Origin of the sequence: Trichocoleus sp. FACHB-46 (genome assembly GCF_014695385.1) — a bacterium.
GTDB lineage: Bacteria > Cyanobacteriota > Cyanobacteriia > FACHB-46 > FACHB-46 > Trichocoleus.
The window spans coordinates 151,973-173,785 of record NZ_JACJOD010000032.1 but is presented as its reverse complement, the minus strand read 5'-3'; the positions used below and the strand labels follow the sequence as shown (position 1 = coordinate 173,785).

At 47.7% G+C, this 21,813-nt stretch carries 22 protein-coding genes and 3 tRNA genes; 11 read left to right on the top strand and 14 right to left on the bottom strand.

What is annotated here, in order from left to right:
• The first annotated feature begins 6 nt into the window (after positions 1–6).
• From H6F72_RS20960 to H6F72_RS20940, 5 genes are read left to right on the top strand one after another with little or no spacing between them, the layout of a single operon-like run.
• Complete coding sequence (locus H6F72_RS20960) at positions 7–510, top strand: MSMEG_0567/Sll0786 family nitrogen starvation N-acetyltransferase (protein ID WP_190440266.1); 504 nt, start codon at positions 7–9, stop codon at positions 508–510.
• The gene (locus tag H6F72_RS20955) at positions 510–1,478 is read left to right on the top strand and encodes a sll0787 family AIR synthase-like protein (protein ID WP_190440263.1); all 969 of its coding nucleotides are present in this window, start codon (positions 510–512) and stop codon (positions 1,476–1,478) included. Before H6F72_RS20960 ends, H6F72_RS20955 begins: the two co-directional genes overlap by 1 nt.
• Position 1,479: 1 nt before the next feature.
• The gene (locus tag H6F72_RS20950) at positions 1,480–2,691 is read left to right on the top strand and encodes an MSMEG_0565 family glycosyltransferase (protein ID WP_190440260.1); all 1,212 of its coding nucleotides are present in this window, start codon (positions 1,480–1,482) and stop codon (positions 2,689–2,691) included.
• A complete protein-coding gene (locus H6F72_RS20945) occupies positions 2,684–3,004 on the top strand; it encodes an MSMEG_0570 family nitrogen starvation response protein (RefSeq protein WP_190440257.1) in 321 nt (106 codons plus the stop codon). The genes H6F72_RS20950 and H6F72_RS20945 overlap by 8 nt, the downstream gene beginning before the upstream one ends.
• 58 nt (positions 3,005–3,062) lie before the next feature.
• Positions 3,063–5,246: an ATP-binding protein gene (locus tag H6F72_RS20940; protein ID WP_190440254.1), complete on the top strand. Its 2,184-nt coding sequence runs from the start codon at positions 3,063–3,065 to the stop codon at positions 5,244–5,246.
• A gap of 72 nt (positions 5,247–5,318) precedes the next feature.
• Here H6F72_RS20940 and H6F72_RS20935 read toward each other — a convergent pair whose 3' ends face one another.
• Together H6F72_RS20935 and H6F72_RS20930 are read right to left on the bottom strand one after the other, a co-directional pair.
• A complete protein-coding gene (locus H6F72_RS20935) occupies positions 5,319–5,561 on the bottom strand; it encodes a hypothetical protein (protein ID WP_190440251.1) in 243 nt (80 codons plus the stop codon).
• A 347-nt stretch (positions 5,562–5,908) separates the two neighbouring features.
• The gene (locus tag H6F72_RS20930) at positions 5,909–6,094 is read right to left on the bottom strand and encodes a hypothetical protein (RefSeq protein WP_190440249.1); all 186 of its coding nucleotides are present in this window, start codon (positions 6,092–6,094) and stop codon (positions 5,909–5,911) included.
• A 188-nt stretch (positions 6,095–6,282) separates the two neighbouring features.
• On the opposite strand from H6F72_RS20930, the gene H6F72_RS20925 reads away from it, so the two are divergent.
• Complete coding sequence (locus H6F72_RS20925; RefSeq protein WP_190440246.1) at positions 6,283–7,632, top strand: FAD-dependent oxidoreductase; 1,350 nt, start codon at positions 6,283–6,285, stop codon at positions 7,630–7,632.
• 108 nt (positions 7,633–7,740) lie between these two features.
• Here H6F72_RS20925 and H6F72_RS20920 read toward each other — a convergent pair whose 3' ends face one another.
• The 4 genes from H6F72_RS20920 to H6F72_RS20905 form a co-directional block, all read right to left on the bottom strand.
• On the bottom strand, positions 7,741–8,349 hold the full coding sequence (locus tag H6F72_RS20920; protein ID WP_190440243.1) for a hypothetical protein: 609 nt from the start codon (positions 8,347–8,349) through the stop codon (positions 7,741–7,743).
• A gap of 47 nt (positions 8,350–8,396) precedes the next feature.
• Positions 8,397–8,714: a hypothetical protein gene (locus H6F72_RS20915; protein WP_190440240.1), complete on the bottom strand. Its 318-nt coding sequence runs from the start codon at positions 8,712–8,714 to the stop codon at positions 8,397–8,399.
• Between the two features lie 132 nt (positions 8,715–8,846).
• A complete protein-coding gene (locus H6F72_RS20910) occupies positions 8,847–9,551 on the bottom strand; it encodes a DUF475 domain-containing protein (RefSeq protein ID WP_190440237.1) in 705 nt (234 codons plus the stop codon).
• Between the two features lie 58 nt (positions 9,552–9,609).
• Complete coding sequence (locus H6F72_RS20905) at positions 9,610–10,230, bottom strand: hypothetical protein (RefSeq protein ID WP_190440234.1); 621 nt, start codon at positions 10,228–10,230, stop codon at positions 9,610–9,612.
• A gap of 437 nt (positions 10,231–10,667) precedes the next feature.
• Between H6F72_RS20905 and H6F72_RS20900 the strand changes: the two genes are divergently transcribed.
• The 3 genes from H6F72_RS20900 (at position 10,668) to H6F72_RS20890 (ending at position 12,828) form a co-directional block, all read left to right on the top strand.
• Positions 10,668–11,399, top strand: a complete 732-nt coding sequence (locus H6F72_RS20900) for a DUF1003 domain-containing protein (protein WP_206755454.1) — start codon at positions 10,668–10,670, stop codon at positions 11,397–11,399.
• 157 nt (positions 11,400–11,556) lie between these two features.
• Entirely contained in the window at positions 11,557–12,393 is an 837-nt protein-coding gene (locus tag H6F72_RS20895) for a sulfite exporter TauE/SafE family protein (protein ID WP_190440228.1), read from the top strand.
• A complete protein-coding gene (locus tag H6F72_RS20890) occupies positions 12,394–12,828 on the top strand; it encodes a DUF1634 domain-containing protein (protein WP_190440224.1) in 435 nt (144 codons plus the stop codon).
• On the opposite strand, the gene H6F72_RS20885 is transcribed toward H6F72_RS20890, so the two are convergent.
• The 7 genes from H6F72_RS20885 to H6F72_RS20855 form a co-directional block, all read right to left on the bottom strand.
• On the bottom strand, positions 12,796–13,788 hold the full coding sequence (locus H6F72_RS20885; RefSeq protein WP_190440222.1) for an isopenicillin N synthase family oxygenase: 993 nt from the start codon (positions 13,786–13,788) through the stop codon (positions 12,796–12,798). The two genes, H6F72_RS20890 and H6F72_RS20885, sit on opposite strands and share 33 nt — an antisense overlap.
• An 89-nt stretch (positions 13,789–13,877) precedes the next feature.
• On the bottom strand, positions 13,878–14,717 hold the full coding sequence (locus tag H6F72_RS20880; protein WP_190440220.1) for an SWIM zinc finger family protein: 840 nt from the start codon (positions 14,715–14,717) through the stop codon (positions 13,878–13,880).
• An 8-nt stretch (positions 14,718–14,725) separates the two neighbouring features.
• On the bottom strand, positions 14,726–17,998 hold the full coding sequence (locus tag H6F72_RS20875) for a DEAD/DEAH box helicase (protein WP_190440218.1): 3,273 nt from the start codon (positions 17,996–17,998) through the stop codon (positions 14,726–14,728).
• Between the two features lie 121 nt (positions 17,999–18,119).
• The gene (locus tag H6F72_RS20870; protein ID WP_190440216.1) at positions 18,120–19,724 is read right to left on the bottom strand and encodes a TROVE domain-containing protein; all 1,605 of its coding nucleotides are present in this window, start codon (positions 19,722–19,724) and stop codon (positions 18,120–18,122) included.
• Positions 19,725–19,764: 40 nt separating this feature from the next.
• Positions 19,765–19,887 (bottom strand) — tRNA-OTHER (locus H6F72_RS20865).
• Between the two features lie 24 nt (positions 19,888–19,911).
• Positions 19,912–20,039, bottom strand: a tRNA-OTHER gene (locus H6F72_RS20860).
• A gap of 16 nt (positions 20,040–20,055) precedes the next feature.
• Positions 20,056–20,183 (bottom strand) — tRNA-OTHER (locus tag H6F72_RS20855).
• Positions 20,184–20,589: 406 nt separating this feature from the next.
• Here H6F72_RS20855 and H6F72_RS20850 point away from each other — a divergent pair.
• Both H6F72_RS20850 and H6F72_RS20845 read left to right on the top strand, forming a co-directional pair.
• Positions 20,590–20,916: a hypothetical protein gene (locus tag H6F72_RS20850; protein WP_190440214.1), complete on the top strand. Its 327-nt coding sequence runs from the start codon at positions 20,590–20,592 to the stop codon at positions 20,914–20,916.
• Positions 20,901–21,134, top strand: coding sequence for a DUF2283 domain-containing protein (locus tag H6F72_RS20845; protein WP_190440212.1), 234 nt, complete (start codon positions 20,901–20,903; stop codon positions 21,132–21,134). Before H6F72_RS20850 ends, H6F72_RS20845 begins: the two co-directional genes overlap by 16 nt.
• A 289-nt stretch (positions 21,135–21,423) precedes the next feature.
• Here H6F72_RS20845 and H6F72_RS20840 read toward each other — a convergent pair whose 3' ends face one another.
• Positions 21,424–21,759, bottom strand: a complete 336-nt coding sequence (locus H6F72_RS20840) for an ankyrin repeat domain-containing protein (RefSeq protein WP_190440210.1) — start codon at positions 21,757–21,759, stop codon at positions 21,424–21,426.
• Positions 21,760–21,813 lie beyond the last annotated feature (54 nt).

The window sequence follows — 21,813 nt, the reverse complement described above, 5'->3', positions numbered from 1 at the left end:
CAGTCCATGAAGACTTACGAATTCAAACTCGCGACAAATACCCAAGAGATTGCAGCTTACTTTGCATTGCGTCGTGCCATCTTTGCAGAAGAACAGCAACTCTTTTGCGGCGATGACGTAGATGAGATTGATCAATTCGCCTATCCTATCGTGGCGATCGCCACTGCTACCCAGCAGGTCGTTGGAGTGGTGCGAATCTACGAAGCCAAACCAGGCATTTGGTATGGAGGTAGGCTAGGCACTCATCCGGAGTATCGCAAAGGCTGGCAAATTGGCAAAGGACTTATTTACAAGGCTGTCACGACTGCTAACACTTGGGGCTGTCAGCAGTTTCTAGCCACGGTGCAGTTGCAAAATGTACGCTTCTTCCAACGGCTGCACTGGCAATCATTAGAAGAGATAGCGATTCGGACTCACCCGCATCATTTGATGGAAGCAGACCTCAGTTTCTATCCGCCTAACGTCGAGATACATCCCATTCTATCTTTGCCAGCCAGAGAGGCTTCTTGATGCTATTGTCCCTTGCTGCCCAATTGCGCCAATCCCTTAGCCTTTTGCAGAAGCAGGATATCCAAACGGCATCCCAAGCTTTAAAGGTAGGGTCACAGTGGACTTCTGCCAACATACTACCGGGAGATGATTGTGCAGCCATCCCGGATGGAGAAGGATATCTGTTATTAGCAGCAGAGGGGATGTTGCCGCGGCTCATAGAAACGGACCCTTGGTTTGCAGGGTGGTCGGCGGTGATGGTGAACATCAGCGATATTGCTGCGATGGGCGGACGAGCGATCGCGGTGGTTGATACTCTGTGGAGCCAGTCCACCAATAGTACTGAAGCGATTTGGCAAGGGATGCAAGCGGCGGCTCAAACGTACAATGTGCCGATTGTGGGTGGACATACCAATTGCCATAGTCCCTACAACGCTCTTTCAGTGGCAATCTTAGGGCGATCGCAGTGCTTGATCAGTAGCTTTAATGCTCAACCTGGCGATCAACTGTTGGTTGCCACCGATTTTCGAGGCAAATCCCATGCTAAATATCCTTTTTGGGATGCGGCCACGACTGCTGATCCGGTGCATCTACGGAAAAATCTAGCAATTTTGCCCTATCTGGCGGAAATGGGGCTGTGTGATGCAGGCAAAGACATTAGCAATGGCGGCATCATTGGTACTCTGCTGATGTTGCTGGAAACCTCTGGCTGCGGGGCCATCCTGCATTTGAACCAAATTCCCTGCCCCCCAGGATTAACCCTGGAGCTTTGGCTCGTAAGTTTCCCTAGCTATGGCTTTCTCCTCAGTGTTCGGCCCCACAATGCCTCAGCAGTTCAGGCTTGCTTTCAGCAACAAGGCTTAGTCTGTGAGGTCGTTGGAGAAGTGCAACCAACCCAGCAACTTATCTTACGCTCTCACCAAGAGTCAACGGTATTTTGGGATCTATCTCATGAGCCGCTGACAGGGTTCTCTCCAGTAGGAGTATGAGATGAGCTATTCTGCACTCATTACCGATCAAACTGAGCCAAACTTCTCGCAGGTTTCTTCCCCAACCAACTTAAAAATTGCTCTACTCACCTACTCTACCAAGCCGAGGGGCAGTGTCATTCATACGCTGGAGTTAGCCGAAGCACTGCACCATCTAGGCAATGAGGTCTGTGTTTATGCCCTGGACAAAGATGGGACAGGATTTGACTATCCTTTAACTTGCAATTACCAACTTGTTCTCGCTCAATCTGCTCCAGCTGACATGGATGCTCTGATCCAACAGCGGATTCAGGAGTTTGTAGACTACTTAAGTCACTCTGAACAAACTTATGACTGCTATCATGCTCAGGATTGCATCAGCGCCAATGCCCTAGCCAAGCTGGTTCAACAGCAAAAGATTCCCCACTTTGTCCGAACTGTACATCATATTGAAGACTACAGCAGTCCCTATCTACAGCAGTGCCAGGATCGTTCGATTCGAGGCGCGAATCTCTGCTTTTGTGTCAGTGACCATTGGCAGACTGCGCTCCAACAGCAATACCAAATTCAAGCTCCCCGGATTATCAATGGCGTGAATCTAGGCAGATTTACTCCTGTCCTCAATGACACAGAACAAGATTTGAAAGAACGATGGGGCTTGAATGGTTCTCCCATTTATTTGACCGTGGGTGGGATTGAACCTCGCAAAAACTCCATCCGACTACTACAAGCCTTTGCTCAAGTGCGATCGCATTATCCAAACGCTCAGTTAGTGATTGCAGGCGGAGCCACCCTATTTGACTACCAGGCCTATCGAGACGAGTTTTTCACGATCGCCAATACCCTAAAAATCAAAATCGGGCATTCCCTAGTCTTACCAGGAGTCATTGCCGATGTTGATCTGCCCGCTCTGTATCGAACTGCCGATGCCTTTGTCTTTCCTTCGGTCAAAGAGGGGTGGGGCTTGGTGTTACTGGAAGCGATCGCCTCTGGTCTCCCGGTTCTAACTTCCCACCAAACTCCTTTTACCGAATTCCTTGCTCCAACTCAAGCTCTCCTGGTAGACCCCGAATCACCTACCGCGATCGCCCAAGCCATGCAAGCTATGGTCCAGCCAGACCTGTCTCGCTCTTTGGTGCAGCACAGCCAATCAGTTTTGTCTCGCTATACCTGGGCAGCCTCCGCCGAGATGCACCTCCATCACTACAAACAACTTCTAGCTTCCTATGCCTGAAATTCGCTTTCAAATTCAATGGCCCGATGGTTCTCAGGAAACTTGCTATTCTCCTTCTCTTATCGTCAAAGACTATTTCGCTCCTAACCAGGACTATGACTTAGATGATTTTGTAGCGCGATCGCGTACAGCCCTAAAAATTGCCAGCGATCGGGTGCAGGTCAAGTATGGAAAACCTTGCGGTTTAGCATTGGGCCAACTACAAGAAATTGAAGCTAAGTCTGCTCAGTACCAGTCTGGGCAGTACAAGGAGCTACCACCGCTGAAGGTACGGTTCGTGCAGTTCATTGAATCAAGCGAATCGATATTCTAAAAGCCTAGATGGGAATACTGTGTTTAATTTGACACCAGATTGAACCGTAATTGCACCCATGAAAATGCATCGCTTTGGCCAAGTTCAAGCTTTCCCTTTACAGCTTGTCCTAATTGTTCCCTTTGTGCTGCAAATTTTTGGGGCAGTCGGTTTGGTTGGCTACCTGTCCTTCAAGAACGGTCAGAAAGCGGTCAATGAGTTAGCAGACCAGTTAATGGAACGCACTAGTCGTTCGGTGAATCAACATTTGGATGCTTACTTGTCAGTTCCCCATAAGGTGCTTCAGATCAATGCTGACGCGATCCAGATGGGGTTGCTAGATGTGGGCGATCGCGAAACAGTGGCTAAGTACTTTTGGCGGCAGATGCAGGCTTATGACCTGAGTTATATCGGTATTGGGTTGACCACAGGTGAGGGGGCAGGGGCAGCCCGCTACGATGGCAAAACCGTCACAGTAGACGATTGGACCGGCGCATCTGTCAATAATCTCTTCACCTATGCCACTGATAACCAGGGCAATCGGACCAAAGTCATGACGGTCTTCGACTGGGATAGCCTCAGGGAAACCTGGTATACTGAGCCGATCACTGCGAAGAAACCAATTTGGTCTCGGGTCTATACTTGGAACTATCCAGGCCACCCCTACATTGTGGCTTCAGCGGGTAGACCAATTTATGACGCTGAAAATCAATTGCTGGGCATCGTTGCTGTAGATATTCATCTACTGAAACTCAGTGAGTTTTTACGAAGTTCAGATGTCAGTCATTCTGGCCAGATCTTCATCCTAGATCGCAAAGGTACCTTGATTGCTAATTCGGCACCTGAGCAGCCTTTCGCGATTGTAAAGGACGAAATCAAACGTTTGCAGGCGATCGATAGCCCCAATCCAGTGGTGCAGGGAATTACCAAACAACTGCAACAGCAGTTCGGCGATTTTCGCAACATTACCAAAGCCCAGAAGATTAAACTCGATTTTCAGGGAGAGCCACAGTACGTGCAGCTTACTCCTTGGCGTGATCAATATGGGCTGGATTGGCTTGTGGTGGTTAGCGTGCCAGAAAATGGGTTTATGGCCCAAATTAATGCCAATAACCGCACCACGATCTTACTGTGTCTAGTGGCTCTAGCTGTCGCCTCAGTTTTGAGCGTGGTTACTTCTCGTTGGATTAGCCGACCTATTCTGCGGCTGAGCCGTGCCAGTGAAGATATGGCAGCAGGCAACCTCAACCAAACGGTAGGAGATAGTGGCATCCAGGAGCTGAACACGTTGGCGGTCTCCTTCAACTATATGGCGGGACAACTACGCGACTCCTTTGCCGCTCTGGAGCAGAGTAATACCGAACTAGAGCACCGCGTTGAAGCCCGTACGGTCGAGCTTAAAGAGGCGCTAGGTGAGTTGCAAAGAACTCAAGCTCAGGTGGTGCAAAGTGAGAAAATGTCGAGCCTGGGACAACTGGTTGCGGGATTGGCTCATGAGATCAACAATCCCATCAACTTCATTCATGGCAATCTGGTGCATGTTCAGGAATACACTCAAGACCTTTTACGCTTCGTGCAGTTATACGAGCAGCACTATCCTCAACCTGTCTCCGAGATCCAAGCGGAAGCCGAAGAGATTGACCTCGAATTTTTGCAGCAAGATTTGCCTAAAATGCTCGCTTCTATGAAAATCGGCAGCGATCGCATCCGGCAGATTGTGTTGTCATTACGCAACTTCTCGCGTATGGATGAAGCAGAGATTAAGCCTGTCAATATCCATGAGGGTCTTGACAGTACCCTAATGATTCTGCAACACCGCCTCAAAGCCAGACCAGAGCGACCGGAGATTGAGGTCATCAAAGACTACGATCAGTTGCCCTTGGTGGAGTGCTACGCAGGCCAGCTCAATCAGGTGTTTATGAACATCTTGGTTAATGCCATTGATGCCCTAGAGGAGCACAACCACAAACGTACCTACCAAGAGATGCAAGCCCATCCGAGCCAGATCACTATTCGGACAACGGCAATAAATGCTCAGTGGGTACAAGTAGCGATCGCGGATAATGGAAAAGGAATGACGCAACAGACGCAGCAGCAAATCTTCAACCCATTCTTTACGACCAAGCCAGTAGGTAAAGGGACAGGCATGGGAATGTCGATTAGCTACCAGATCATTACAGAGAAACATGGTGGGAAGCTGGAATGTTTTTCCACATTAGGAAAAGGTACAGAATTTGTGATTCAGATTCCTAGAAAGTGTTGATGGTATAGCAGTCCTCAATATGCACAAAATTGTGAATACAGATGTAACCATGCGATCGCCTCAGCCTTCTGCCTAAGCTCCCTCATCTGGACTGGCTGCTTCTGCCTCTCTAAACAAATCGGGTCTGAGATCTCTACCCTCCTGAATCATTTCAGGGGCAACGGCTGGATTGCCTAAAATCTCTTGAGGGTCTCCATCAAAGCCACCTGGACGGACTAGCTTTAACACGTCATAGGTTTCGACCTCTTGAGGGCGATCGCTCCCCTTGGAGGGCTGATTTTGCTTCTCACTGCTTTGATCGGGATGATTACTCATGCTCCTGTCTCCTTTAAGTATTTTTGAGGAACTGCTTTGATAGCTTTCTACGAACTACTTCCCTCCAACCGATGAGAGGTGATGGCTATTAGCTCTTTATCCAGTGAGTAACCCTGTGCTAAGCCCAAAAGTAATCTAGATACGGTTGTAGTTAAATACCTGTGTCAGAAATGAATAGTAATGAAGCGGTACATTTACATCAACACACAACGATGGCAGTACCGCTAAGATTCGACAAAGCAAAGGCACTGCCATGAATTCAGAAATACTATAGCGATCCTAGTAGGTTGTGAGAGGCGCACCCCGCTAAGTTCATCAATCATTTAGGACTACTATGTATCAGCTAACTAGGAGAAAACTCCATAGTAATAAAGCGTAGCCAGAAGAACAATTGCCGAGGCTCCCATTGAAAGCCAGAAAGTCAATTTTACTGGAAGGCTTTTGTTAGGATTTAACCCGTCTTGACCATGATCAATAACAGTTGACAGTTCTTCACTAGCACCTGGAGCAAAATTCTTTTTTGTATTTTCCATATCAAATATCCTTGAATTTCCCTTATTCCTTAACTTACTGCTAATCTCAGAAATTACCTCTGACTTTGGCTATATCTCAGAACTTTGACAGGAGCCTAAAGGAATAGGGTTTGTCTAGAAGCAACGCTACCTGAACTGGCCCTGAATACGATACGCTGAAGAAGTTTAGGGATTCAGCAGGCTCTGGGATGGTCAATCAGGTATACGACGTTGTGGTAATAGGAGGCGGGGTAGCAGGAGCAGCCTTGCTCTACTCTTTGGCGACCTTTACCGATCTCAAGCGTGTGGCACTGTTAGAAAAGTATCCTAGCGTTGCCTCGGTCAACTCGAAAGCCACAAATAATAGCCAGACAATCCATTGCGGCGATATTGAGACCAACTACACGCTGGAAAAAGCAATTAAAGTCCAGCGATCGGCTCAAATGTTGGTCCGCTATGGTAGCCAGTTGCCGCCAGCCCTGCGGGACCAGATTATCTACCAGTTTCCCAAGATGGTTTTGGGGGTGGGCTCGCAAGAGTGCGAGTTTTTGCGGCAGCGATATGAAGTATTTAAGCCCCACTTCACTGGGATGCAACTGCTAGAAAAATCCCAGATTGCCGAAATTGAGCCAAATGTGGTGCAGTTGAATGGCGGCGATCGCCCAGAAGAGTTAGTCGCGATCGCCATTTTGGGAGAATACACGGCCATTAACTATGGAGCCTTAGCGCAGTCCTTTGTGGAGCAGGCTCAAGCAGTAACCAATAAAACCGTTGATCTGAAGTTGGGTTATCCAGTCCAATCGATTCAACCTGTGGGGTCTAATTACCAAATCACAACCGCTGAAGGAACTGTAACAGCGCGGTTTGTGGTGGTGTCTGCGGGTGGTCACAGCCTGCTGTTCGCTCACCGCATGGGAATTGGGCTGGAATATTCTTGTTTGCCAGTCGCAGGCAACTTCTACTTCACGCCAGAGATCTTGAACGGCAAAGTTTACACCGTCCAGAATGATAAGCTGCCTTTTGCCGCAATTCACGGTGATCCAGATATCACGGTGCCCGGTAAGACCCGTTTTGGACCTACGGCGTTACCTCTACCCTTGTTGGAGCGAAACAACCTCAAAACCTTAATCGACTACTTGGAAGTTTTGAAGCTAGACGGCACTGTAGCGAGTGTGCTGGGCGATTTGTTGAAGGTGAAAGACATCCGGAACTACATCTTCAAAAACATGGCTTTCGAGGTGCCTTTAGTCAACCGTCGCTTGTTCTTGCAAGATGCTCGTAAAATCGTGCCTTCGTTGCAGCTAGAGGATTTAGAGTTCGCCCACGGCATTGGGGGGATTCGACCTCAGTTGATCGATCGCACTCAACGGAAGCTAATTCTAGGACAAGCAGAGATCGATCCAGGAGAGGGGATTCGCTTTAATATCACGCCTTCTCCCGGAGCTACTACCTGTTTAGGCAACGCGGAACAAGATCTATTACGAATTCAACAACATTTAGGTTGTAACTTCGATCGCTCCTGGTTCGAGGCAGAATCGATCTCAATGGCCCAGAGCTGAGTTGTTGAAAAGATGAGATGAGGGATGAAGGATGAAAGAAATTTTCTTGCTCCTTCATCCCTCTTTTGATCATGTTGATTTGCTTAGAATCTCGGCAGCTCAGTGCTGTTAGTCATCGATTTCACCAGCGGCCAATGGGCTAGGAATTCGTGAGTTGATGAATGTTTGAGATACGTTAGGAATGGATAGATCCTTAGCTGGAGAATCCTGAACTGCTGGAACGTTAAAGACGATTTCGGAAGTGTCAGGATTGGTTTTTGCCACTAACCGAGTGCCGTCCAAAATCTTAAACACAGCAGGGCTAGATGGAATTCCTGCGGCTTGGGCATCATTGGGGAGGTAAACGCCGTTGCAATCCCATCCCTCTGGGGTTGTTTCACCATCTGCCAGGAAGTAAAGGGCGTTACTGCCAGATTTAGATTCTTCACCTGCGGGACCATAAATCGCTAAAGTCTGCCCCGTTTCATTGCGGCACTGACCCCAAGTAATCCCAGATTCGATCGCGGCTTTTTGTAGCTGTAGTTCGTCAATTCGCTGCTTCAGTTCAGGAGAATTGCCTTGAGCATCTCTTTCTGCGAACAGGCGATTTAGAGTTCTGGTCATCTCAACATAGTCATGATTTTTGCTGACCTTTGGTTTATCTGCCCAGGAAGCTGGAGCGATCGCCAGATTGACTAGAAATACGAGCAAAACCAGAATAATTTTTACCAATTTCATACGAGATCTCCTATTCACAAATTGGGTTGATGCTGAAACTATGGCGATTATGTGCTGAATAACGTCTCTAACGTATGCTCAGAACTCTGCCAAGTGGTTTTGTAGACTTTGTCCCGCCGTTGATGACTATCTATGAAACGGACGGGTCCCAGCCGATTATATCGACCTGCTAGTTTACGCACCCAATCGGTAGAAAAGCCTAAAATTTCGGCAACTTGTTCTACTGTCATTGGTATATGCGGTTGACTCAAAAGTTGAATGGTGAGCCAGTAGTTTTTGGTTTTGGGGTCTTGGCATTCCTCTTGACGACGCACTAGTTCTGCATGGGCCAAGTGAGGAAGAATTTGAATTCGAGGGCGAGACATAATCTAGTTCTATCCCTGAGTTTGTTAAACGATCTGCGCCTGCACCCACTTGTTATCACTTTTCTGGTTCTGCGCTGATCAGGATATGTTTTCTAATCAGCATCAGCAGTTACTATCGTTTTACTATCGTTCCTAGGTTTCTAGCGAGGCTGTACGCTTAGAAAATCCCCAGGTAAACAGTACGGCAATCATGGTCAATACAATCCACTCAGGTGGTACTGAATCGGGTTGCAACGCTTTACATAGCAGCCGCAATCCTACTCCTAAAACGGTTAAGTAAGCCGCATCCTGGAGGTAGGTAAAGCGTTCTAGCCATTGCACAAACAAGCCTGCTAAAAAGCGGAGAGTCAAGATACCAATAATGCAACCTGTGAGGACAATCCAGGTGTTATCAGAGATAGCGATCGCAGTTGTAACGCTATCTAGGGAGAACGCTAAATCCGTTAAAGCAATTAAGGCGATTAGCTGCCAAAGCGAACCGGATACTGGTGGTTCAGTACTGGGGTCATTGAAGGCTGAGCTGACGGAAAACTTTGTCCAGAAATGTTTGCCAACTAACCACAGTAAATAAAGCGCCCCCGCTAATTCTACCTGCCAGAATCGAATGACCCAGGTGGCAGTAAAGAGCAAAGCGATCCGTAGGATGAAGGCACCTGCCAGGCCCCAGTTTAAGGCTTGCTGCTGATGTTTAGGATCGGGTAGTGGCTGAACTAGAGCCGCTAAGGCGACTGCATTATCAGCAGAGAGTACCGTTTCTAAAGCAACCAGGGCCAATAAGACTCCCAGCGTATTGGGGGAGAAAGCCATCCCTACAGTATTTGTCACTTGCTCTAACATGCCTGTTTCCTAACTACCTACATCAGCTACTTTTCCCAAATACCGAGAGAAAATCAGGTTAGTCTTCGATTGGGGCATTGGGTACTTTAGCGTCAATGTTGGCTTGAGACAGGTTAGGAATGGACCAATTTGTTTCACCAGCCCGGAACACTTGCGCGGGATTGACATTGAATTCCAGCAAACCTGTTTCAGGATCATTCTTGGCAATGAGTTGAGTGCCAGGGGTAACTTTGAGCGCCAGAGGTTCAGCCAAGGGTTGATCTCGATTCGCGATTAGAGCCCCACTGGGTAAGTAGACACCATCGCAATTCCAGTCATCATCTGTAATTTTGCCACTCCCTAGATAGTAGAGGGTGCTGGGTTGAGCTGCTTTCTTGGCTTTGTGAGCATAGACTGCCAAAGTCTTACCTGTGTTATTGCGGCATTGCGCCCACTCCGTTGCAGTTTCGAGGATATACTTTTGCAGTTTCAACTCACCGAGTTGTTGCTCAATCTCGTCGGGAGCTAAGCCCGATCGGTTGGGTGCACTTTTGACTTGCAGGAGACTATTGATCGCCTGGGTTACTTCTGTGTATTCAGGAGTATTAGTGAGTTTGGGTCGGTCTGCCCAGGAAGCAGGAGCAATGACCAAATTGACTAGCAGTACTAAGGCGACAAGAACGACTTTGAATAATTTCATGGGCTTTACTCCGGTTGGTCTGAAAATTTTTAAGGCTGGGATGGGGAAATACCAAGCTTGAGTGAGGCGATCTGTTAGGCGATCGCTGGGGGTGGCATGACTGCGACTCGCTGCAACTTAGAGAGGGAATTTACGTTACCTGCTATCCCAACTAAGTTGATTGCTCTTGATAGAGTTCAGTGAAGACTGGCTACGAAAAACATAGTCTCACTCTAGGAAGCCTATTCGATAAAAGCAAACATTCTTTTTTGTTGAGAAGATAACTTGAAGTGATTGATATCTGCAAACACAGCTACGCTTGCCTTCCAAGATGGGCATCTTGCATCCTTAGCCTTCTCTTTGGATAGCATTACTTCAACTTATCGTTTTAAGAAAAAAGAGCATTTGCTTTTATTTCTGAACTGGCTTTATGTTGATAACAAGCTGAATTGCAGCCCATGTCAACAGCTCATACAGAACTCACCCAACTCTTCAATAGGTTAATTATGAGAGCACAACAATCCACCCAACAGGCAAACACGGTTAAAGAAAATAAAGTAATTGAGTTGAGACAGAAAAAAACATACACAGCTTTGCAAGAGATTGAGCAACAACGCTCGCAACCGCAAAAGCTGACCACAGGCCAACGAGTTGCTGATAAACTGGCTGCCAAAGTGGGGTCTTGGGGATTTCTGATTGGACAAACGACGATACTCACAGGCTGGGTAACCTTCAACTTGATGCCTGGAGTGCCCCATTGGGATGAACAACCGTTTATCTTGCTCAATTTAGTGTTCTCCTTTGCCTCAGCTTACACCGCCCCAATTGTGTTGATGAGTCAGAACCGTCAGTCAGATGCGGAGCGAGAAAAATCTGAATATGACCGCCAAGTCAACTTAAAAGCAGGATATGACATTGGATTGCTACATGAAAAAATAGATACTCTACAAGCGCAGCAATTGAAAGAATTGACTCTGATTGTGAAAGAACAACAGCATAGCCTGAATGAAATGAAATCGACCGTGCTACCTGTCTTGCAGCAACAGCAGCGATCGCTGAACGAACTCAAGGTCAGCATTCTACCCATTGCTCAGCAGCAATTGCAGGAGATCAAGGTGGGCGATGAGCAGTCCCCCAAGAGCAATAACTATTCTGTCTACTTCCCTTTTAATGTTAATTCTATTGAATAAGTTGAATCAGACGTGAAATGAAGGCGATCGCTTCATTACATGAACTACCCATAATTTATGACAACTGTTGCATACAACTATTGCGCTTTTGGAACAGACGCTACAGCCTATTTAGAATTAAATTAGGCACAATGTCCCAAAAGCGGGGATAGAACGGTTGAGCATTCTAGAGTTTTCGTTACTGGTTTGGTTGGGCTCGTTAATTGCTGGTTTTTTAGGCTCACTGACGGGCTTGGGCGGCGGCGTAGTCATTGTCCCTTTACTCACTTCAGTGTTTGGGGTGGATATTCGTTATGCGATCGGTGCTTCTTTAGTTTCCGTGATTGCCACGTCCTCTGGTGCGGCCTCAACCTACATCCGACAGGGCTTTGCCAATCTACGCTTAGGCATGTTTCTAGAAGTTGCTACGACCATTGGTGCGATCGCCGGAGCTTTTTTAGCAACTTGGGTTTCTATTAAAGCCTTAACTGTGGTGCTGGCGGTGGTGCTCCTCTACTCCGCTTATCTCGCTCAACAGCCACGCTCTGAATATGTTGCGAGTGAAACTGTTGATCCACTAGTCGTTCAGCTCAAGCTCAGTGGCACCTGTCCTACCCCAGACGGCTTAATGGCTTATCAAGCGGCGGCAGTGCCAACAGGATTTGGGGTCATGTTTGTGGCAGGAGTGCTTTCTGGACTACTGGGCATCGGCTCAGGCGCGCTGAAAGTGTTGGCGATGGATCAAGCGATGCGACTGCCATTTAAGGTTTCTACTACTACCAGCAACTTCATGATCGGAGTGACCGCAGCCGCCTCAGCAGGCGTGTATTTGGCAAGGGGGTACATCGATCCAGGTTTGTCAATGCCAGTGATGCTAGGTGTGCTGCCAGGTGCGCTTTTAGGCGCAAAAGTGTTGATTGGTGCCAAAACGCAAATTTTGAGGATTCTGTTTAGTCTCGTGCTCGTTGTCATGGCTTTGAGAATGGTCTACAACAGCTTGGCAGGAGGGCTTTAGATGCGCGAACTGGACTCAGAGACACAACCAAATTCAAGCGCTAAAGAGTGCAATCCTATCTTTGCGGCTCGTGAGCAAAAACTGGGGCAATGGATTAGTTATCTGCTCAGTTATGGAGTATTAACAGCCAGCGCGATCGTTTGCATCGGCGGCATTTGGTATTTGATTCGTCATGGTGCAGAACCTGTTGATTATCACGTTTTTCGAGGAGAACCAGATATCTTCCGTTCTCCTGCGGGCATAGTGGCAGCAGTGCTAGCGGGGCGGGCACGGGGGCTGATTCAGCTTGGTCTCCTGCTCCTGATTGCCACGCCGATCACCCGTGTAATTTTGTCGTTGGTGACTTTTTTGCGCTGGCGAGATTTGACTTATACCGTAATCACCTTACTGGTGCTCACAGGATTAATTTACAGCTTTATCGGAGCTTACGTTTGAAGCTGTTTGATTCTGAATTTGGTCATACTTGCGATCGAGGAATTCCTGAATCACGATGGGCGTGTCTGCTAAACTCGGCTCGCTGATTAGTGAACCTGGATAGACCACACAATCATGATTGGTTTCACAAAAGAAGGCGATCGAGTATCTAGTCTTCTGAAGTTGTTGAGCATCCGTAATCCGAACTCGATGCGGAGCTGCATGAATTGTATCTCCGCTCCAGCGTTGCATCACCTCACCAGCAAGCACTCCAATGCAACCAGGTGGAATATCTACAGCGACCCATTCATAGTTAGGAGTCAAAACTTCTAGGCCTCCGGTGGAATCTTGCCAAAGCAGAGTAATTCCAGAGTAATCTTGATGGGCTCCCAGGCGAACCGAGCCGAGGGTAAAGTGAGGGGCAGGAGGATAATGGAGGAGCCGTAGAGTACTGTTCTGACCATGCTGCTTCACCAAACTATTCGGAGGCTGCTGATAGACTATTTCAAGGGCCGCTAAAACTCGATTAGCCTGTTCCTGAAAGGCATGAAAGATTTTATAAAGTTGAGCTGTTAGCCTAGCCAGTTCTTCTGAGTGAGGAGGAATCTCTTCTAGGCTGCTTGAATCTGTATAGGAGTGCGTTCCCCAACGCTGAAGCCATTGAGCATAAGTGCCATTCTCTAGATTGAGATCTAACACTTCTTTGTAGTCTTCATTTTCATCGCTGAGTTGCTCCTGTCCCAGAGGGAGAAACACACCTTGCCAGGGAGATGATAACTGTTGAGCTAGCGATCGCTTCTGTAAATCGCTGAGGGCAAAAAAGTCTCGCAAGCTGTTGAATAAAACAGCGTCCTGCATTAAGGGTAATACAGGAACATAGGCCACACCCACCCTAAAAAGCGCATCAAAGAGTTGATAAGCAAACTCTGTCTGAGCAGCGGTGGAATCAGAGGGTAAGGAGAGGTGGGGGATTGCTTGCATAGACCTGCTGGGGGCGGGGTGGTGATATTAGAGCTAGCTAAAGGCTACAAAAGCACTAAGGGCTAGGACAGGCTCCACAATCGCTAAGATTATAGCAAGTCGCGATTTTTTGTTTTAACGCGATCGTATAGTTCATCAATCGTTGCAATAAACGAGTGGTCCTTTTGCCAAAAGGCGGGAAAGTCTCCCTGCTTTTTGACCAAAATGCCTGAAACGGTGCTAGGCGGCAGTACTTCAACAGTTTTAGGAAATGGTTTCTCTCCCTGCCAAAAAGTTTTAGGATTGATCTCCTGTGGCAACGCCGTGAGTTGAGGTCGAGTGTAGTAGGAAGTCACAGGGAAAGGCGCACTCGCTTCGGCGTTCAGTTCTGCAATCAGGGCTTGGCCTAAAGGTGATTTGGCTAGCTCGGCATGTAGTTGTTTTCTGGGTAACCCTCGCAACTCAAACAGAAGAAAGGGATCGCGATCGAGATCTTTGGCAACGCGATAATAAACCCCAGCCACATGCTTGCAAGGATTACCCCAATCGGGACAGGAGCAGTGCGTTTCAAAATCTAGTTTTGACTTTGGTAATAGATGCAATCCTAAGGTTTGAAAGGCATCCTCGATGTTATCTGGCATCTCATTGAGCAGCAGTTTTGAGATGAAACTGGCTTTAGAGGCAATGTAAGCGATCGCCGCTGCCCATTGCGCCTGACTAATGGGATGGATGACAATCTCAATGGTATAAGTCGGTTCTTTGTAAACGCCAAAATAGGGATTGACGTTGCCTCGAACTTTCGCGTGAATGACAGAATCAATAATATCGAGCTGGAGGATACGGTTGCTGTTGGCATAGGAGCGACCTCGACTCAAGCGACTCGGATCGCTGAATTCTTCCAAGGCTTGAATAAACCGATTGCCCCACCAGGTTTTTACAAGTTTTTTCATGGCTACTTTTAATCCAACACAGCACTGCGATTCAAAGAAATGAGTTGCTTAAAGGCTTCATTGTCGAGTTCTGTCAGCCAAGACTCATCAGCCCCGACGATCGCGCCCACCAGTTTCTTTTTATCTTCAATCATCTGGTCAATGCGTTCTTCCAAGGTGCCGATCGCCACAAATTTATGCACAAAAACATTCTTCTTTTGCCCAATCCGGAAGGCGCGATCGGTGGCTTGGTCTTCTACCGCCGGATTCCACCAGCGATCAAAATGAAACACATGGTTGGCTTTGGTTAGGGTAATGCCAACTCCTCCAGCTTTGAGGGAGAGCACAAAAACCGAGGGTTCAGTATTGGGGTCTTGGAACTCAGCGATCATCTGTTCTCGTTTGGGGCGAGGGGTGCCCCCGTGGAGGTAGAAAGTATTGCAGCGGAGGGTGTGCTTGAGGTACTTCTCCAGAGCTTCACCAATCTCTGCGAATTGGGTAAATATCAAGAGGCTTTCTCCTTCTGCGATCGCTTCTTGGGTCATCTCTGTGAGGCGCTCTAGCTTATGCGATCGCTCTGGCGTAAAGTCGCTGCCATCTTGCAAAAACTGCATAGGATGATTACAGATTTGCTTCAGTTTCATTAAGGTGGCAAGAATCAAACCCTTGCGTTGAATGCCTTCTGCTGCTTGCAGTTGCTTTTCCACGTCTTTAACGGTGGCTTCGTAAAGAGACGCTTGCTCTTTGGTGAGGTTACAGTAGAGCTTTTGCTCTAGCTTGTCAGGGAGATCTTGAATAATCGAGGGATCGGTTTTGACGCGGCGCAGAATGAAGGGTTCCACCAACTTTTTCAGCGTGGCAGAACGCATTACATCATTATTTTTCTGAATCGGAATTTCAAAGGATTGACGAAACTGCGACTCTTTGCCCAAGTAACCAGGATTAAGGAAGTTAAAAATTGACCACAGATCGAGCAAGCGATTTTCGACTGGAGTACCTGTAAGCGCAAGACGATATTGCCCTGGCAGTTTGTAAATCGCTTTAGTTTGTGCCGCCTTGGGGTTCTTGATGTTCTGCGCTTCGTCGATCACAATCCGTCGCCATTCTACTTCTGAGAGCAGAGCAATATCTTTGCGAACCAGGGTATAGGAAGTAATCACGACATCACAGTCGGCGATCGCAGCTTGAAACTCTTCTTTCTTTTGGAGGCGATCGCTACCGTGATGAATGAGCGATCGGAGATGCGGAGCAAATTTCTCAATCTCCTTTTGCCAGTTACCTACTACTGAAGTTGGTGCAATCAGTAAGGTAGGTGGAATCGGCACCAATTTTTTAGACTTTTTGGACCCTTGTTCCCGCTCTTGCACCAAGCGAGCAATCACCTGCAACGACTTGCCCATGCCCATATCATCCGCGAGGCAGCCATTCAGGCCCAGCGTTTCGAGGTAATGTAACCACGCTAAACCACGTTTTTGGTAAGTGCGTAGCGTTCCCTGAAGTGCTTTGGGATCGGGCAGTAGCTCTAGATGGCTTTTTTCATTCAGCTTGCTCAGCATCTCCCCCAGGGTTTCGTCATGATCGACTTCTAACTCAATGCCATCCTCACTGCCTCCGGACAGCTTCATAAAATCGAGCAAACTCAGCTCTGGCTGCTCATGCTGATGTTTTTTCCAAAACTCTAGCATCTGCTGCATCTTGTCTTGGTCGAGCTGCATCCACTGCCCCCGAAACTGCACCAGCGAGGCTTTGGCATTGACCAATTCTTGCCACTCTTGTTCACTGACAGGCTTGCCATCGATCGACAGTTCGTAGCGATAATCCACCAGGGTTTCAAACGAGAAGTAACTCTTACTTTTGTCATCTCCGCCCAACGTGCGACCGCGCGCTTTCATCCGCAGTTTGGTTCGCCGCCAGCCTTGAGGAGTCCACCAAGCAGGCACCCTAACTTTATAGCCTGCTGCTTCCAAAACCCAGGCTGACTCTTGCAAAAAGGCAGAAGCCTCCGCGATCGCCAGAGAGATACCAACTGGTTGATCAGTTTCTAAGCCAGCCCAAAGTTGCGGATAGATCCGAGCAGCATAACCGAGATGAATCAGTAAGTGTTGCTCAAAGTTTTCGCCAAACTGTTGAATTAGAGCCTTGTGACGCTTGGTGCGGAGCCGCCAATAGTCCTGTAAGGGAATCTGCACCGAGGGATCTTGCCGCGATGCCACCTGAAACTCTAGTATCCAAGCATCCTCTGGTTTGGCAGGAGATTGGAGCTGAAAACATAAATAAAAGGGTAGATCCGTTTGGCTACGACCAATGCGATCGCGCCAGGTTTTCCACTGCTGATATGGGGTTAGCCCTTCTGGATGTTGCCAGGGATGTCCGGAATGTAAGCAACTGCCTAGCAAGGTATCGTTAATCTGTTTCTCAAAGGCAGCAGAAGTGGGAGTATGGGTGACAATTTCTGCGAGCAGCACCTCCGAGAAATGACGCAGCAAGGTCATCTTGTCGTAGAATTGCGGTGGTTCTTGCGGTTCTGCGCGACCTGCTACACAAACAAAAGGCATGAGTTCTACATAGCGTTCTAATTCTGCTTCATACCGAGCTGAGAGGATCTCCCAGCCTTGATAAATTTCAAATTCTTTGGGTGTTGTTTTGGTTGTGGCTTTACTCTTATTCTTCGCAGTTTTAGTGGTCTTAGTGGTGGTTTGGGATGCCGTTTTGCGTTTGCCTTTAGTAGGTGGCTCTGTCGGAGTTAGCGATCGATACTTCAGCGCTGGGATATATTGATCGTGCAGAATAATTTGCTTAAAGAATTGGGTGTAGTGATACCAGAATAGGAGATCCGCACCCAACTGAATCTCAGCTAAGTTGTGCAGGGCGATGAAGTGTAGCTCATTCAGCAACCTAATGACATTCGTGACAGAGGCACGGTTGTAGTTACCAGTTTTGACATAGGCTGTGGGACGGTAGCAATCTACTTGCCAGTATTGCCACTGCCATTGCTCCGGTGGCTCCAGTTCTAGGTAACGAGCTAGCTCTGGAGAAGGGCAAGGTTGATCTCCTACAGTGGGCAGCAAGAAATATTTAGGCGCGATCGCGGTTTCAAGTGTTTGATAGGCAGCAGGCTTGATACCCAGGGATTCGGTGAGAAATGTTGCCAGCTTCTCTTGTGGCAGATGATTTAAGTGGAGGCGTGGAGCTGTCTTACGCCGTCGCAGTGTATCTGTGGTTTCGATCCACAGATGGAATCCGCCACTCTGGACGAAGCTCGCTGTCTCTTCTGGAATCCAAGTACCATGAAGAATATGCATCACAGCTACTCTCAACACCCTTGACTTGATCTGCCTCCATTAAATCAGATTGTTTCAAAGGGCGTTACTTAATTTGGCTCCCCTTCCCTAGTAGGAAAGGGGCTGGGGGTTAAGTCTCCATCTACAATTCACCTGTTGCTAGCATCTGAATCAGGCGAGGCGCACTGGGATCAAAGCCTGCCATATCCCAGGACAGCGGATCTTGAGGATCAACTAGAGAGATTTGGTAGGGGGCCAAAGTGACATACACCGCCTTCACGTTAGGATTCACCTTGCGGCGATATTCCGCTAGCGCTTGGCTAGGGTGCCGCCGCCCTGCCCAGCTTTCGCAATCTGTCCAGAAGCAAACCACGTCCGCTTTGAACTTGTGCTTAATCATCCAGTCGTAAGCAACCGCTGCATCGGTTCCTCCAAAGTTTTGGTTGTTGGCTTTGGCGATCGCAGAACTGAAGGAATCTTGAGCCGAGATATTGAGGTCTCGAAAGCTCTCTGCAAAACCTCGAATCACATAGTTCTTCTCAGCTTTAGCCGTGGCAAGTGCCATTGTGGTGGCAATTTCGCAACAGGTTAAGCCGATGGAACTGACGCTGTAATAAGACATAGAGCCAGAAACGTCGATCGCATGGAGAAACACTTTCCCAGTAGGTTGTAGAACGTCGAAGGAGAGCTCTAATGCCTTTTCTAAAATGTCTACAATGCGAGGAATCGGTTCCCATGTTTTCTGGCTACGGCCTAATTTCCCTCCTGACTGGTAAGTTTTCAACGCTTTGAGAACATCAATCGGATGAATACGACCTTTACGGAGATGGTCTCGACTGTTGAGAACTCTCTCTACTTTGTCTAGATTCTTGCGGTGATCAGAACGAAAAACTCCTAACTCTGTCAAGGAACCTAGATTCCGCAACATGGCTCCAATCGGCATGTCATTAAACAAGAGCTGCCAAGCCTGCTTGTCCATTTTGCCGACAGGTGCAGCCATTTCGTGAGTTAAGCGGCCTTTCGCGATCGCCTCATGAGCTTGCTCTGGGTGCCGCTTCAGCCACTCGTACCACCAAATTTGTGACAGAGCCTCGGAGGGAGCTGTTTTAGGTAGCTTCTCCCAACCTTGAGTCACCCATTGAAACAACTGGTTATGTTCTTCAGTTGAGGGCTTAACGTGGAATAGACGCAGCGCATCTCGATGTGAGAAACCTTGGCGCTGTTGATATTTCAGTAATTGATACGCCAATTCTTTGACGTTTTCTCGTGCTAGCCAACGTTGCCCCACTTCCCGGACAATCTTTCCAAATCCCCGCACTGACTTGGTGTAGTTCAGCCATTCATAGAAATGGCTAGCCGTCCGCACCACCTTGGGAAAGATTTTTTGGAATGCCTGTTTCGCTTCCGGTGCTTCCCCCATCGAGAGCAGCACCAGGGCAAAAATCGGCGCACTGTTATTGATGGCACGACCATCCGAGGCATAGACAATTTCAGCCGCAACTCGCTCCGGATTCTCTGCGATCGCTTGCTCTAAGACATTGGCAAACTCGTTCGTTAGTTCTTGTTTCCCGGCGTAGTAAGTGCTCTGGGCGGTACCAATCAGCAAGCAACGTCGCAGATTCTGCCACAACCCCGCTTTGAACATGTACCCCCCAGAGCGTCCCTGGGTCATTTCCTTTTCGCGTCCAGGAATGGGTTGATTTTGTGGCGTGCGAGTTTTGTTTTGGGCAAAAAATTTGTAGTTCATAGTCTTCTACACCTCCGGCCCGTTTGGGCAAATGGGAAAATTGACAGGACGGGAATTGCACCCGCATCTCCGGCGATTAAGGGGGACTTCGTCTACAGCGATAACCCTAAATCTGCGGCCCGTGAGGGCAAAAAGTGGTGCCTTACTATTAAGCGACCTGCCAGTGTAAATAGAGAAATTTCGAGTTTGGTGTGGTGGGGCAGGAATCGAACCTGCGACCGCGTGTTCAACGATAACCCTCATTCGTCGGCCCTTACGGACAAGGTTGTGAACAAGGACATACTCACGCTGCTTTACCACTTAGCTACCCGCCACATGTAGGCTTAGAGTTTGGTGTAGCGGCGCGGGGGTTGCACCCGCATCTCCGGCGATTAAGGGGGTGTCGATTTTCAAGCGATAACCCTAAATCTGCGGCCCGTAAGGGCAAAGTTGGTGCTCTACTGTTGAGCTAGCCGCCACATGCAAAGTTATTGGAGTGTTTGGTTTAATTTCGTCGTGAATTCATCGTTTTTGCTGCCTCTCTGTCTTGGATGAATCCAGAATAGGCGAGACACCTTCCCTCAAGCGAATCAATCGAGCAACAGGCAAAACGCTTCTGTAGCAAAGGTTTGAATACTATGGGAATAATTGCACCTGGGGGACTCCCCTAGGTTTTGCGGTTGATTTCCAAAAATCGTAGGGTACGTTGCAACGTACCGTCCTAAGATGAATGCTTGCGCTACCCATGCTATAAAGCAATTGCAAGGTATCCTGTCAATATTGACCCTGGCTAAGTGGTGCGCTACAACTCAACCTACTAGGGCGATCGCACTATCAACTCAACCCCATACACTGGGACTGGGCTTTCTAGAAGCTAATAATAGCCATGACTCGATTTTTCCCTTGTTCTTATTTAGGAACAGACATTGAATTAACGGACGAAAGAGAGCAGCATATTATTCAGACACATCCAGGCACATTACCTGAGTATTTGGAGCAGTTGAGCATCACGCTTGTAGATCCGGATCTGATCCGCCAGAGCGAACGAGATGAAAATGCTCTACTATTCTCCAAATGGTTTGATACGATCCGAACAGGAAGATACTTCATTGTGGTTACTGTTACAGATACAAGCTCAGTAAGATATTGGATTGTGACAGCTTATACTGCTCGTAAGCTGACTGGAGGCCAGGTGATATGGAAGAAAAGCTAACCTTTCGATATGATCGTGCAGGAGATATCCTGTACATCGATAAATGCTCTCCTTACTCCGATCAAGAATCTGAAGAGATTGGTGACGAAATCATTGCTCGATTGAATCCAACGTCTGGTGAGATTGAGAATTTAGAAATTTTATTTTTCTCAAAACGCTTGCTCAGCAATAATTTGTTTGAATTACCTATAATCGCTGATTTACGGCTTGCGAGCTAGTAATTGCAGAATCTTAACAAATTGATGTTGTCATATCCCGTTGAAGATTGAATCATTGCGATCGCTCACTGTTCTCTTTGCTAAACTCAGAACACATCTGTAGAGGATGCTAGAACATGGTTACGGTAACGCCTTAACCCCTTACCTTTTGCCTGTGTTACCAGGGATTGAGCTGACCTTAACAGTGAATCAAGTTTTTGGTTGGTTGAAGATGGGGAGCTAGGGCGACCGCACTTCATGCATTCATATACATTTCGGCAATGCCTACTCTAAGCGCTGGTCCAAGTAGTTAGATTTCTTCCAACTGCTGTTGAACAGTTTCCTGTAGTTTCAGATCGGTTATTGGAGTCAAGTATTGAACTATGTTTTGAAAGCCACGATATGCAGCAGAGAAGAGCGGTGAATTTTGCTCTGCATCAACAGCATTAACATCTGCACCTGCCTCAACTAACAGTTTGACAATTTCAAAATGTCCATGATGGGCCGCTGATATGAGTGGTGTCCTTCCATCTTCAAAGGCAGCATTTACATTATGTCCAATAGCAATTAGTTCTTTTACTCTTTCCACGTCTCCTGCTCGGATTAGACTAAAGAAAAGAGGTAGATCTTCTTCATGATTAAACATGGTGCAAACCCCAATACAACACCTCTGCCCTAGTAAAATACTTCACCTGTAATA

Coding starts and splice junctions, on each gene's coding strand:
- H6F72_RS20960 (WP_190440266.1), top strand. CDS start 7: ATGAAGACTTACGAATTCAAACTCGCGACAAATACCCAAGAGATTGCA.
- H6F72_RS20955 (WP_190440263.1), top strand. CDS start 510: ATGCTATTGTCCCTTGCTGCCCAATTGCGCCAATCCCTTAGCCTTTTG.
- H6F72_RS20950 (WP_190440260.1), top strand. CDS start 1,480: ATGAGCTATTCTGCACTCATTACCGATCAAACTGAGCCAAACTTCTCG.
- H6F72_RS20945 (WP_190440257.1), top strand. CDS start 2,684: ATGCCTGAAATTCGCTTTCAAATTCAATGGCCCGATGGTTCTCAGGAA.
- H6F72_RS20940 (WP_190440254.1), top strand. CDS start 3,063: ATGAAAATGCATCGCTTTGGCCAAGTTCAAGCTTTCCCTTTACAGCTT.
- H6F72_RS20935 (WP_190440251.1), bottom strand. CDS start 5,561: ATGAGTAATCATCCCGATCAAAGCAGTGAGAAGCAAAATCAGCCCTCC.
- H6F72_RS20930 (WP_190440249.1), bottom strand. CDS start 6,094: ATGGAAAATACAAAAAAGAATTTTGCTCCAGGTGCTAGTGAAGAACTG.
- H6F72_RS20925 (WP_190440246.1), top strand. CDS start 6,283: ATGGTCAATCAGGTATACGACGTTGTGGTAATAGGAGGCGGGGTAGCA.
- H6F72_RS20920 (WP_190440243.1), bottom strand. CDS start 8,349: ATGAAATTGGTAAAAATTATTCTGGTTTTGCTCGTATTTCTAGTCAAT.
- H6F72_RS20915 (WP_190440240.1), bottom strand. CDS start 8,714: ATGTCTCGCCCTCGAATTCAAATTCTTCCTCACTTGGCCCATGCAGAA.
- H6F72_RS20910 (WP_190440237.1), bottom strand. CDS start 9,551: ATGTTAGAGCAAGTGACAAATACTGTAGGGATGGCTTTCTCCCCCAAT.
- H6F72_RS20905 (WP_190440234.1), bottom strand. CDS start 10,230: ATGAAATTATTCAAAGTCGTTCTTGTCGCCTTAGTACTGCTAGTCAAT.
- H6F72_RS20900 (WP_206755454.1), top strand. CDS start 10,668: ATGTCAACAGCTCATACAGAACTCACCCAACTCTTCAATAGGTTAATT.
- H6F72_RS20890 (WP_190440224.1), top strand. CDS start 12,394: ATGCGCGAACTGGACTCAGAGACACAACCAAATTCAAGCGCTAAAGAG.
- H6F72_RS20885 (WP_190440222.1), bottom strand. CDS start 13,788: ATGCAAGCAATCCCCCACCTCTCCTTACCCTCTGATTCCACCGCTGCT.
- H6F72_RS20880 (WP_190440220.1), bottom strand. CDS start 14,717: ATGAAAAAACTTGTAAAAACCTGGTGGGGCAATCGGTTTATTCAAGCC.
- H6F72_RS20875 (WP_190440218.1), bottom strand. CDS start 17,998: ATGCATATTCTTCATGGTACTTGGATTCCAGAAGAGACAGCGAGCTTC.
- H6F72_RS20870 (WP_190440216.1), bottom strand. CDS start 19,724: ATGAACTACAAATTTTTTGCCCAAAACAAAACTCGCACGCCACAAAAT.
- H6F72_RS20850 (WP_190440214.1), top strand. CDS start 20,590: ATGACTCGATTTTTCCCTTGTTCTTATTTAGGAACAGACATTGAATTA.
- H6F72_RS20845 (WP_190440212.1), top strand. CDS start 20,901: ATGGAAGAAAAGCTAACCTTTCGATATGATCGTGCAGGAGATATCCTG.
- H6F72_RS20840 (WP_190440210.1), bottom strand. CDS start 21,759: ATGTTTAATCATGAAGAAGATCTACCTCTTTTCTTTAGTCTAATCCGA.